Source organism: Actinomadura sp. GC306, assembly GCF_004348665.1.
Taxonomy (GTDB): Bacteria; Actinomycetota; Actinomycetes; order Streptosporangiales; family Streptosporangiaceae; genus Spirillospora.
The window spans coordinates 1-10,377 of sequence record NZ_SMKM01000238.1 but is presented as its reverse complement, the minus strand read 5'-3'; the positions used below and the strand labels follow the sequence as shown (position 1 = coordinate 10,377).

At 74.0% G+C, this 10,377-nt stretch carries 11 protein-coding genes and 1 pseudogene; 6 read left to right on the top strand and 6 right to left on the bottom strand.

Going from position 1 to position 10,377, the window contains the following annotated elements; genetic code table 11:
* Window positions 1-590, bottom strand: a 590-nt coding sequence (locus E1200_RS26030) for a DUF5996 family protein (RefSeq protein ID WP_243708836.1), incomplete at its 3' end; no start/stop codon positions are given.
* Window positions 591-720: 130 nt separating this feature from the next.
* On the opposite strand from E1200_RS26030, the pseudogene E1200_RS34990 reads away from it, so the two are divergent.
* The 3 genes and pseudogenes from E1200_RS34990 to E1200_RS26015 all read left to right on the top strand — a co-directional run.
* Window positions 721-1,011 (top strand): annotated as a pseudogene (locus E1200_RS34990) (MerR family transcriptional regulator); the annotation flags it as partial.
* A 100-nt stretch (window positions 1,012-1,111) separates the two neighbouring features.
* Complete coding sequence (gene trxA / locus E1200_RS26020) at window positions 1,112-1,426, top strand: thioredoxin (protein WP_131954706.1); 315 nt, start codon at window positions 1,112-1,114, stop codon at window positions 1,424-1,426.
* Window positions 1,427-1,482: 56 nt separating this feature from the next.
* Complete coding sequence (locus tag E1200_RS26015) at window positions 1,483-1,872, top strand: YccF domain-containing protein (protein WP_131954705.1); 390 nt, start codon at window positions 1,483-1,485, stop codon at window positions 1,870-1,872.
* Here the strand turns inward: E1200_RS26015 and E1200_RS26010 are convergent.
* Entirely contained in the window at window positions 1,869-2,702 is an 834-nt protein-coding gene (locus E1200_RS26010; protein ID WP_131954704.1) for a phosphoribosylaminoimidazolesuccinocarboxamide synthase, read from the bottom strand. The two genes, E1200_RS26015 and E1200_RS26010, sit on opposite strands and share 4 nt — an antisense overlap.
* A 158-nt stretch (window positions 2,703-2,860) precedes the next feature.
* Here E1200_RS26010 and E1200_RS26005 point away from each other — a divergent pair, with 158 nt between their 5' ends.
* Window positions 2,861-3,217 (top strand): DUF3140 domain-containing protein, encoded by a 357-nt coding sequence (locus E1200_RS26005; protein WP_131954703.1) that lies wholly within the window; start codon window positions 2,861-2,863, stop codon window positions 3,215-3,217.
* A gap of 11 nt (window positions 3,218-3,228) precedes the next feature.
* Window positions 3,229-3,420, top strand: a complete 192-nt coding sequence (locus E1200_RS26000) for a hypothetical protein (RefSeq protein WP_131954702.1) — start codon at window positions 3,229-3,231, stop codon at window positions 3,418-3,420.
* A gap of 61 nt (window positions 3,421-3,481) precedes the next feature.
* Here the strand turns inward: E1200_RS26000 and E1200_RS25995 are convergent, their stop codons facing one another.
* The 3 genes from E1200_RS25995 to E1200_RS25985 form a co-directional block, all read right to left on the bottom strand.
* Window positions 3,482-3,670 (bottom strand): hypothetical protein, encoded by a 189-nt coding sequence (locus E1200_RS25995; protein ID WP_131954701.1) that lies wholly within the window; start codon window positions 3,668-3,670, stop codon window positions 3,482-3,484.
* 55 nt (window positions 3,671-3,725) lie between these two features.
* Complete coding sequence (locus E1200_RS25990) at window positions 3,726-4,598, bottom strand: arylamine N-acetyltransferase (RefSeq protein WP_131954700.1); 873 nt, start codon at window positions 4,596-4,598, stop codon at window positions 3,726-3,728.
* A gap of 83 nt (window positions 4,599-4,681) precedes the next feature.
* Window positions 4,682-7,771 (bottom strand): BTAD domain-containing putative transcriptional regulator, encoded by a 3,090-nt coding sequence (locus E1200_RS25985; RefSeq protein WP_131954699.1) that lies wholly within the window; start codon window positions 7,769-7,771, stop codon window positions 4,682-4,684.
* Between the two features lie 91 nt (window positions 7,772-7,862).
* Between E1200_RS25985 and E1200_RS25980 the strand changes: the two genes are divergently transcribed.
* The gene (locus E1200_RS25980; protein ID WP_131954698.1) at window positions 7,863-8,741 is read left to right on the top strand and encodes an NAD(P)-binding domain-containing protein; all 879 of its coding nucleotides are present in this window, start codon (window positions 7,863-7,865) and stop codon (window positions 8,739-8,741) included.
* Window positions 8,742-8,763: 22 nt separating this feature from the next.
* On the opposite strand, the gene E1200_RS25975 is transcribed toward E1200_RS25980, so the two are convergent.
* A complete protein-coding gene (locus E1200_RS25975; RefSeq protein WP_131954697.1) occupies window positions 8,764-10,164 on the bottom strand; it encodes a HAMP domain-containing sensor histidine kinase in 1,401 nt (466 codons plus the stop codon).
* Window positions 10,165-10,377 lie beyond the last annotated feature (213 nt).

Sequence of the window (10,377 nt, the reverse complement as noted above, 5' to 3'; positions counted from 1 at the left end):
CCGCCGGGGTGGGGCGGGGCGGAGCGGCCGGAGAAGCGCGTGCAGGCCAGGTCGAGGGCGCCCCAGAACAGGTGGACCGGGCTGCACTTGCCGACGAAGCGGGCGCGGAACTCGCCCATGACGCGATTCGCCTGGAGGAGCTGGCGCCAGAACAGGTGGGCGGCCTCGGCGTCGTAGGTGTTGTGCTGGTGGTCCTCGGCGAACGGGATGGACGGGTCGACCTCGTTGGGTCGGGTCTGGAACCGGGCCGAGATTCCAAGGTCGTCCAGGGCGCCCATGGTCTGCGCGTAGAAGTCGGCCACGGATATCGGTTCCAGCTTCACCTGGCGGGACGCGCCGTCGCTGCCGCGGATGCGCAGGACGTGGTCGACGAAGTCGAACTCGATGTCGAAGGCCCCGGAGCCGTACGGGATGGCGGACGTGGTGAACCCGCGCGGGCTTATGTACAGCGTGACCTGCCACCAGTGGTTGAGCAGGGGCGCGTGCGCCAGCCGGATCTTGCCGACGATCTGCGTCCACATGTGCAGGGTGTCGCGTGTGTCGGTCCAGTCCGCGACGCGCAGCCGCGGCCACGCCTTCTGGTCGGTCATCCCGCCACCCCCCGCTCGATACCGCGTCCTCCCGCTTCCTCCCCCGGACTATCCAGTCGGAACCCCGCTGTTGACCTTGACGCGGGGGTCAAGGGTTAGCGTCGTAGCGGCCACGGACGAAGGAGGCCGGATGCGGATCGGGGAACTGGCGGCGCGCGCCGGGGTGAGCACCCGGACGCTGCGGTACTACGAGCAGCAGGGGCTGCTGCCGGCGCGGCGCGCGGCCAACGGGTACCGGCAGTACGAGGAGTCCGACCTGCGGCTCGTCCTGGAGATCCGGTCGCTGGCGGCGGCGGGGTTCACGCTGGACGACACGCGTCCCTTCGTGGACTGCCTGCGGGCCGGGCACCCGGACGGCGCCGCGTGTCCCGAGTCGGTCGCCGTCTACCGGCGCAAGCTCGCCGAGATCGACGCCGAGATACGGGTCCTGATCCGCCGCCGCGCGGGCGTGGCCGGCCAGCTGGCGCGCGCGACCGGGCCGGACGCCTGCCCGGGCTGCGCGCCGACCCCGGAGGGAACGGATGATCACACTGACGGCGGAGAACTTCGACGAGCTGGTGCTCCGCGCGGAAAGGCCCGTCCTGGTCGAGTTCTGGGCGGATTGGTGTCCCCCCTGCCGGATGATCGCGCCGATCCTTGAGCAGATCGAGGCGGAGTACGGCGACCGGCTCGCGGTCGCCAAGCTCAACGGCGACGACCACCCGGAGGTCGTGGCGCGGTACGGCGTCATGGGCTTCCCGACGATGAACCTGTACCGGGAGGGTGAGGTCGTCCGGCAGATCGTGGGGGCGAAGTCCAAGCGCGCTCTGCTCGCGGACCTCGCCGGGGAGTTCTGACGCCCGCCGGGTACGGCACCTTAGGATCTAAGTGATCTCTGGGGCTGGAGGCCGTGGTGCGGACGTTGCTGAACATTCTGTGGCTGGTGCTGGCGGGGTTCTGGCTGGCGCTGAGTTACGTGCTGGCCGGGATCATCTGCTGCGTCCTGATCATCACGATCCCGTTCGGCATCGCGTCGTTCCGCATCGCGGGGTTCGCGCTGTGGCCGTTCGGCCGCACCACGGTCCCGCGGCGGGACGCCGGCGCGGGCTCGCTGGTGGGCAACGTCATCTGGATCATCGTCGCGGGGTGGTGGCTCGCCCTCGGGCACCTCGCCACCGGCGTCCTGCTGTGCATCACGGTCATCGGCATCCCGTTCGGGATCGCCAACTTCAAGCTGATCCCGGTGTCGCTGGCGCCGCTCGGCCGCGACATCGTCGCGAGCGGGGACCGGACGGCCTTCTAGGACGTCCAGGTGCGGCCGGTGAGGCGTTCGTAGACCTCGATGTAGCGGGCGCGGGTGGCGTCCACGACGTCCTGGGGGATCTCGGGGCCGGGCGGGGTGCGGTCCCAGTCGAGGGTGCTGCTCCAGTCGCGGACGAACTGCTTGTCCAGCGCGTGCTGCGGGCGGCCCGGCTCCCACTGGTCGGCGGGCCAGAAACGGGAGGAGTCGGACGTCAGGACCTCGTCGCCGAGGGTGAGGGTGCCGTCGGCGGCGCGGCCGAACTCCAGTTTCGTGTCGGCGATGATGATGCCCCGCTCGGCGGCGATGGCCGCGCCGCGCCGGTAGATCTCCAGCGTGACGTCCTTGAGGTGAGCGGCGGTGTCGTCGCCGATCTCGCGCACGACGTCGGCGTAGGTGATGAACTCGTCGTGGCCCTCGGTGGCCTTCGTGGTGGGGGTGAAGATCGGCTCGGGCAGCCGGGACGCCTCGACCAGCCCGTCCGGCAGCGGGACGCCGGAGACGGTGCCGTCCTTCTCGTACTCCTTCAGCCCGAGGCCGGCGAGGTAGCCGCGGGCGATCCACTCCACGGGGAGCATGGTGAGGCGGCGGCAGCGGACGGCCCGTCCGGCCAGCTCCTCCGGCACGTCCGTGGCCGACAGGACGTGGTTCGGGACGATGTCGGCGAGCTGCTCGAACCACCACAGGGACAGCTGCGTGAGGATCTTCCCCTTGTCGGGGACGAGCGTCGGCAGGACGACGTCGTACACGCTGACCCGGTCGGACGCGACGAGGATCAGGTCGTCCCCGTCCGCATAGACGTCCCTGACCTTGCCGGAGTGGACGAGTTCCATTGCGCTCCCTCTGCTCGCTGCCCCTTGCGGGTGTCCTGCCCGCAGGAGTTTGTCACAAGCCCGAACCCCGGTTGCGGCCGAGCGGTCGCCGGGCGGCGAGGTGAATGGGCGCGCGGGTGCCGGGTAGGGCGGTCGGGGAAGCCGACAGGGAGTTACCGATGAATCAACGCATTCCGGCGGAGGCGGAGCTGGCCTGGGAGGACTTCCACCGGCTCGTCAACATGACCTCCGACGAGCTGCGGGTCTGGCTGCTCACCGACGCCTCCGGAGAGGACGCCTTCCCCTCGGGCCCGGGTCCGGGCGTCTCCGAACTCGGGGCCCGCGTCGTCGACGTGCTGCGCAAGCGGAAGGTCGACCTGACCGCCGGCGACGCCGAGGTGATGCAGGAGGTCGTGGACTTCGTGGAGGACCGGCTGGAGAACCGTCCACCGGACGCGGAACAGGACGAGGCGTGGCGGCACGCGCTCATGACCGTGGGGCACGACCCGCTGCGTCCCGATCCGTCGAGCGCTTAGGAGGCGACATCATGCCGAATCCGCAGCAGCCCGAGATGCGGCGGTCCGAGACCACGCAGGTGACGAACGAGCCGCCACCGGAGGCGGCGGATCCGAAGTCGACGGGGTCGAAGGGCCGCGCGCAGGGCACCGACAAGGGCGACAAGGGCGGCGGCGAGGGCGGCGGTGTCCCGCCCGACCAGCAGTCGCCGTACCCCTCCTGACAGGGGAGACGCGGAAGGGCCGCCCCGGTCTCGGGGCGGCCCTTCCGCGTCGGGGGCCCGGTCAGGGAACCTCGGTCTGGGGGCTGTAGCCGTCGTCCTCGCCGCCGGGGGTCTCGGCCTCGGCGATCGGCGGGTCCGTGGGGCCGGGCGTGTGCTCGCCCGCGAAGTCCTGGTCGGTCTCCTGGGGAGCGCCCGCCTCCGCGCGGCGGTCGGCGAGCGGCTTGTCCTCGTCACGCTTCTGTTCGCTCATCACCCCTCCTTTCGGTCTCCGCCCGCAATACCCCGAGGGAGGGCTTCAACCGCGCTCAGCGGCGGAGGAACTCGATGAGGCGGGGGACGTCGCCGGCCTCCAGCACGATGTCGAACAGGCCGGCCAGCACCTCGGGCAGTTCCTCGGGGGCGAGCGCGCGGGTCTCCACGGTGCCGTCCGGGAGGGTGGTGGTCAGGGTCGTCCCGTCCAGGACGTGGTGGACGCCGGGCAGGAACCGCTGGAGGAACGGCCGCATCGTGAACGGCGAGCGCGGGTTGGACGAGACGTAGTGGTTGAGCACGTCGAAGTCGATGCGGAACGTCTCGTTCAGCGCGAACGTCTGGCGCCGGACCCAGCCCGTGGGGAGCCGCTGGTAGAGGGCCCACTGGGCGGCTCCCTCGCCCCAGGTGGTCGGGGTGCCCTTCTCCTTCCGGAGCCGGAACCCCCAGCCGTCCTGCTCTGCGTCCTCGCCTTCCCGGAAGCGCAGCGGCTCCAGCGGCCCGCCGCCGAACCCCACGTCGCACAGCCAGCCGGGCTCGTCGCGCGGCGGCTCCGGTGGGCGGACGTGGAGCAGCACGTGCGAGCACGGCCGCAGGACCTGCCCGCCCATCATCACCCGCGAGGCCAGCGCGGTGATCTCGTAGCCGAGCCGCTCCAGGACGCCCGCGAACAGCCGGTTGTGCTCGAAGCAGTAGCCGCCGCGCGGCCGGTCGACGAGCTTCGCCTGGACGGCCTCCAGGGACAGCTCGACCGGCCGACCGACCATGATCTCCAGGTTCTCGAACGGGATGGACATGACGTGGGCGCGGTGCAGCGCGCGCAGTGTCCCGGCCGTCGGGGCCAGGTCACCGTCGTACCCGATCCGCTTCAGATAGGCGGGCAGGGCGATCATGTCGCCCTGCCACCCGTATCCGAGATCCTCGGTCATGTCGTCCTCTCCCGCGCCGCGACCACTGCGGTAGATAACAGCAGATACCGCCTGAATCCTCCCTGGCGGCGGCCGAGCAGGCGTCACCGGCCCCCGCGGGCGATCCGGGCGAGGGCGCGGTCGACGTCGCGGCGTTCGGCGGCGGGCAGCGCGCCGCCGGCCGATGCGCGGAGCTCGGCGGCCTCGGCGAGCAGCGCCCCGGCCTCGTCCAGCAGCGGGGCGGCCGCGGCCGGGCCCCCGGAGGCCGCCGCCTGCTCACCGGCGAGGGCGCGCGCACCCGCGAGCCCCTCCAGCGCGAGCGCGATGCCGCGCGGGTCGCCGACGGCGCGGGCGGCGGCGAGGCCCTCGGCGTGCCGGGCCAGCGCGGCGGCGGCGTCGCCGCGCTCCTCGGCGATGTAGCCGAGCTGGGCCTGCAGGAACGCGATGCCGGCCGTCCCGCCGATGCCGTGCAGCCAGCCGAGCCGGGCGCGCAGGTGGCTCTCGGCCGCGGCGAGGTCGCCGCGCGCCCTGGCGACGAGGCCGAGCCCCGTCTCGGCGAACTCCTCCGCCGACCGCGCGGCGTGCCGGACGGCCAGTTCCAAAGCCCGCTCGTGCAGGTCCCGGGCCGAATCGAGGTCGCCCTTGAGCAGCGCGACGCGGCCGAGGCCGGAGAGCCGGAACGACGCCTCGGGCCACATCCCCAGCTCTTCGGCGACGCGCAGGGCGTCGCGGAGGATCGCCGCGGCCCCGTCGTGGTCGCCGGTGATCTCGGCGTGCCGGGCGAGCGCGTCGGCGGCCTCCAGCCGTCCCCAGGGGTCCCCGAGGTCGTCGAAGACCGCGCGGCTTTCGGCGGCGTCCCGCGCCATCGCGGCGAGGTCGCCGCGGCCCATCGCGAACCTGGCGCGGGCGGCGAGCGCGGCGGCGGTGAACCAGCGGTCGCCGCGTGCGCGGAACACCGCGAGCGCGCGGCGGGTGCGGGCCTCGTTCGCGGCGAGGTCGCCGTACGCCCAGTGGACGTGGCTGAGCAGCCATTCGGCCTTCGCCTGGGCGAACGGGTCGCGGGGGTGGTCCAGGGCGTCCCGGCGCAGCTCCTCCGAGTCGGTGCCGGCACCGGCCAGCATGGTGAAGGCCGCCAGCCAGACCCCCGCTTCGAGGCGGGCCGGCGAGGGCGCGTCGTCCGGTGCCGCCAGCGCGGTCGTGCAGGCGCGCAGGGCCTCGTCGAACCGTCCGCGCAGGTACCAGTACCAGCCCAGGGCGTTCACCAGCCGGACGGCGTCGCCCCGGCCGAGGGCGGCCGCGAGGTTGGCGGCCTCCCGGTCGAGCCGGTCGAGCCACTCCCGCTGCTCCGGGCCGCGCAGCCGCTCCGCCGCCCGCTCGGCCAGGCCCGTGTAGTGGCGGGCGTGGCGGCGGCGGAACTCGTCCTCCTCTCCGGCCTCCCGGAGGCGTTCCAGGCCGTACGCGGCGATCGACTCCAGCAGCCGGTAGCGGCCGTCCCCGGTCCGGACGACGAGGGAGCGGTCGACAAGGCTCGCGAGCACGTCCACGCGGGTGCCGCCGACCTCCTCGGCGGCGCCGAGGGTGCAGCCGCCCGCGTGGACGGCGAGGCGGCGCAGCGCCGTCCGCTCCGGGCCGGTCAGCAGCTCCCAGCTCCAGTCGATCACCGCGCGGAGCGTCCGCTGCCGGGCGGGGCCGCCGCGCCGGCCGCCGGCGAGGACCCGGAACCGGTCGTCCAGCCGGGCCGCGAGCTCCCGCACCCCGAGCGCGCGGACCCGGGTCGCCGCGAGCTCCAGCGCGAGCGGGACGCCGTCCAGCCGCCGGCAGATCGCGGCGGCCCAGGGGGCGGTGTCCTCGTCCAGCGCGAACCCGGGCGAGGCCGCCGCCGCCCGAGCGGCGAACAGCCGCACCGCACCGGACCGCCGCAGCTCCGCCGGCGCGGCCTCCCGGCCCGGCAGGTCCAGCGGCGGGACGACCAGCAGCCGTTCGGCGGGCACGCCCAGCGGCTCCCGCGAGGTCGCGAGGATCCGCAGGCCGGGCGCGTCGCCGAGCAGCCGCTCCGCCAGCTCGGCGGCGGGTTCGGCGACGTGCTCGCAGTTGTCGAGGACGAGCAGCGCCCGCCGCCCGCGCAGCGCGGCCCCGAGCCGCTCCACCGGCCGCGCCGCGGACTCGTCGCGCAGCCCGAGGACGCGCGCGGCGTGCCCGGCCAGTTCGTCCGCCGTCGCGGGCCGCACCGCGGCGAGTTCGACCGCCCACACGCCGCCGGGATGGTCGGCCGCGGAGCGTGCGGCGGTCTCCAGCGCCAGCCGGGTCTTGCCGACGCCGCCGGTTCCGGTGAACGTCACCAGGCGGTGCGCCGCCAGCAGCGCGCGGGCGGCGCCGATCTCGCTCTCCCGCCCGACCAGCTCGTCCAGGGGGACGGGCAGCGGCGGAGCGGCAGGCGGGTCCCGGTCGAGCGACGGGTCCTGTTGGAGCATCGAGTGGTAGAGCGCGGCGAGCTCCGGGCTCGGGTCGACGCCCAGTTCACCGGCGAGCCGTTCCCGCAGGTCGTGGTAGCCGGCGAGGGCCTCGTTCTGGCGTCCGGCGCGGTAGAGGGCGCGCAGGTGCGCGGCGCGGAGCCGCTCCCGCAGCGGGTGCCGCGCCACCGCGGCGGCCAGCTCGGCGGCGACGGCCGCGTGCTCGCCCAGGTCGAGGCGTGCCTCCGCGTGCTCCTCCACGGCGGTGAGACGGTCCTCCTCAAGGGTCGTGGCCGGGGCGCGGGCGAACTCGGCGTCGGCGAAGCCCGCGTAGGCGGGGCCGCGCCAGAGGGCGAGCGCGTCCCCGAGGAGCCGTGCCCTCGCGAGGGGGTCGGCGGTGCCCTGGGCCAGGCGGAGCAGCGCCGTGAAGCGTCCGGCGTCCACCGTCTCCGGGGGCGTGCCGAGGACGTAGCCGGCCGGCCGGAACGCGATCAGGTCCCGGCCGCCGGGTTCCGCCGCGTCCAGGATCCCGCGGAGCTGGGAGACGCGGGCCTGGAGCGTCCCCCTCGGGTTGCGCGGCGGGTCGTCGCCCCAGAGGGCGTCGGTGAGCCGGTCGGACGAGACGGGACGCCCGGGGCCGGTCAGCAGCACGGCCAGCAGCGTCCGGACCTTCGCCTCGGGGACGTGCACGGGCGTTCCGTCATCCGTCCACACCGCGAGCGGGCCCAGCACCCCGAAGCGCACCACGCCAGCGTAACCGCCGCTACGGACGGACCCGCGGCCGATCCGTAGCGGCCCGGACGAGGGTGGAGGCGACCAAGGACGGGAGAACATCATGAACACATTGGTGACGATCATCGGCCTGGGGCCCATGGGCACGACGATGGCCAGGACCTTCCTCGCCGGCGGCCACCCCACGACGGTGTGGAACCGCACGGCGGCCAAGGCGGCTCCGCTCGTCGCGGAGGGGGCGGCCCTCGCCCCCACGGCCGCCGCCGCGGTCGCCGCGTCCGAACTGGTCGTCGTCAGCCAGACCGACTACCGGGCCATGTACGACTCGCTCGCCGGCGCGGACCTGGCGGGCCGCGTCATCGTCAACCTCAGCTCCGGCAGCCCGGACGAGCTGCGCCGCGCGGGGGAGTGGATGTCGGGGAAGGGCGGAACCCTGGTGACCGGTGGCGTGATGGTGCCTCCGCCGGGCATCGGGCAGCCGGGAGCGTACGTTTTCTACAGCGGCCCCGAAGAGCTCGTCGAGCGGCACCGGAAGACCCTGGAGGTGCTGGGGGACGTCACGTTCGTCGGTACCGACCCGGGCCTGTCGATGCTGTACTACCAGGCGCAGCTCTACCTGTTCTGGTCCACGCTGACCGCCTACATGCACGCCGTCGCGCTGGTGGGGTCGGCGGGGGTCTCCGCCCGGCGGTTCCTCCCGTTCGCCGCCACGACCGTGCGCGAACTCGCCGGGGACGGACCCATGGGCTTCCTGAAGGAGATGGCCGAGGCGATCGACGCGGACGTCCATCCGGGCGACGACAACAGCCTCCGCATGCAGGCGGTCGGTGCCGACCACGTCGTGGAGGCCGCCCGCGAGGCGGGCATCGACACCGCGGGGCCGCGGGCGCTCCGGGACCTGTTCTGGCGGGCCGTCGACGCGGGGCACGGTGCCGAGGACCTGAGCTGCGTCATCAGGGTGATCCGCGCTCCCGCATCCTGACGCGCAGCGGCACGGCACCGTTTCACGTGGCCGTGCCCTTGTCGGCCAGGGGGAGGCGCAGGACGAAGCGGGCGCCGCGGGGGCTGTCGGCGATGCGGAGGGAGCCGCCGTAGATCTCGGCGATCTCGCGGGCGATGGGCAGGCCGAGCCCGGTGCCCTGCGGGTCGCGGGCCCGGGAGTCAGGCAGGCGGGAGAACCGCTCGAAAACCCGTTCCCGCGATTCCTCCGGGACGCCGGCGCCGTCGTCCAGCACTTCGAGGACGGCGTCGGCGCCGCTGCGCGCGACGGTCACCTCGACGCGCGACTCCGCATGCCGTTTCGCGTTGTTCAGCAGGTTGTTCAGCACCCGGGTCAGCCGCACGGGGTTCGCCCGGACGGTGACGCCGGGCTCCAGCCGGGCCTCGATCGGGACGCGGGGCGACCGGCGCCCGATCTCCCGGCGGGCGATCTCGGCGAGGTCGACCGTCTCCACCGCGGCGGGGGCGCGGGAGTCGAGCCTGGACAGCTCCAGCAGGTCGTTGACGATGTCGTCCAGGCGCCGCGCGTCGCGCAGGGCCGAGTCGACCATCGGCCTCCAGCCGGCGCCGTCCGGCTCGTCGAGCGCGAGCTCCAGCTGCATCTGCAGGCCGGCGATCGGGTTGCGCAGGTCGTGCGAGGCGTCGGAGACGAAGCGCCGCTCCCGGACCCTCGCGTCCTCCAGCTGGTCGAGCGTGGCGTTGACGGCCTCGGTGAGGGACCGGACCGGGCCGCTCGCCTCCGCGGGGACGGGCACGCGGTGGCCGATGCCGTGCGCGACGAAGTCCGCCATCTGCGTGCGGATCTGGTCGACCGGGACGAACACGCGGCCGATCGTGTGCCACGTCCACCAGGCGATCAGGGCGAGCAGCGCCAGCGTCACCAGCGCGATGGAGGCCAGCAGCGCCCACATGGTCGCCGCGCCCGGCAGCGGTGTCGCCGCCATGACCATCACTCCCTCGCCCCAGGGCGAGTTCCGCACCCGCAGGCCGAAGACCCAGACGCAGTCGTTCAGGTGGGCGGGGCAGTAATGGCCGTCGATGAGCAGCCTGGCCCGCGTCACGTCCGCGCCGGCCAGCGCCGGGCGGCCGCGGAGCCGCGGCGCGGCGGCCACGACCTCGCCGTCCTGGTTCACGACCTGGATCAGCGCGGTCTCGTCCTCCCTGGGGACGAAGACCTGTTCGCGGTCGGCCGGGGTGAAGTCGTAGATGACGCGTTCGACGGTCCGCTCCGAGGTCGCCCGGACCCGGTTCTCCGTCCAGTCCCGCCCGAGCAGCAGAAGCAGGGAGACCAGCAGGAACAGGACGACCGCGGCCGCCGCCACGGTGACGAAGGTCGCTCGTCCCCGCGTCGTGGACGTCGCGCGCGTCCACGCACGGCGGCCGAGTTCCCGCCATTTCGTCGTCACAGCCGAGCCCCCGAATCCCGGACGGCCTCCACTCGGAGTGACCGTCTTCCAGCTCAGAGTAGGTCATTCGTCACCGAAAGTGATCGCCGACGGGTTCGCCCATGCCCGGTGGGCGGTGTGGCCGCTGCGGTAGGTGCGGGTCGCGGGGGTTGCGTTTCGTGCGGGGTGGGCGGTGCGATCTGGTGAAACGTTCGCCGGATCATGAACGAGAGC

What these genes read in the sequence shown, in the direction of transcription:
- E1200_RS25980 (WP_131954698.1), top strand. Translation starts at nt 7,863, where the DNA reads ATGAACACATTGGTGACGATCATCGGCCTGGGGCCCATGGGCACGACG.
- E1200_RS25990 (WP_131954700.1), bottom strand. Translation starts at nt 4,598, where the DNA reads ATGACCGAGGATCTCGGATACGGGTGGCAGGGCGACATGATCGCCCTG.
- E1200_RS26000 (WP_131954702.1), top strand. Translation starts at nt 3,229, where the DNA reads ATGCCGAATCCGCAGCAGCCCGAGATGCGGCGGTCCGAGACCACGCAG.
- E1200_RS25995 (WP_131954701.1), bottom strand. Translation starts at nt 3,670, where the DNA reads ATGAGCGAACAGAAGCGTGACGAGGACAAGCCGCTCGCCGACCGCCGC.
- trxA (WP_131954706.1), top strand. Translation starts at nt 1,112, where the DNA reads ATGATCACACTGACGGCGGAGAACTTCGACGAGCTGGTGCTCCGCGCG.
- E1200_RS26005 (WP_131954703.1), top strand. Translation starts at nt 2,861, where the DNA reads ATGAATCAACGCATTCCGGCGGAGGCGGAGCTGGCCTGGGAGGACTTC.
- E1200_RS26010 (WP_131954704.1), bottom strand. Translation starts at nt 2,702, where the DNA reads ATGGAACTCGTCCACTCCGGCAAGGTCAGGGACGTCTATGCGGACGGG.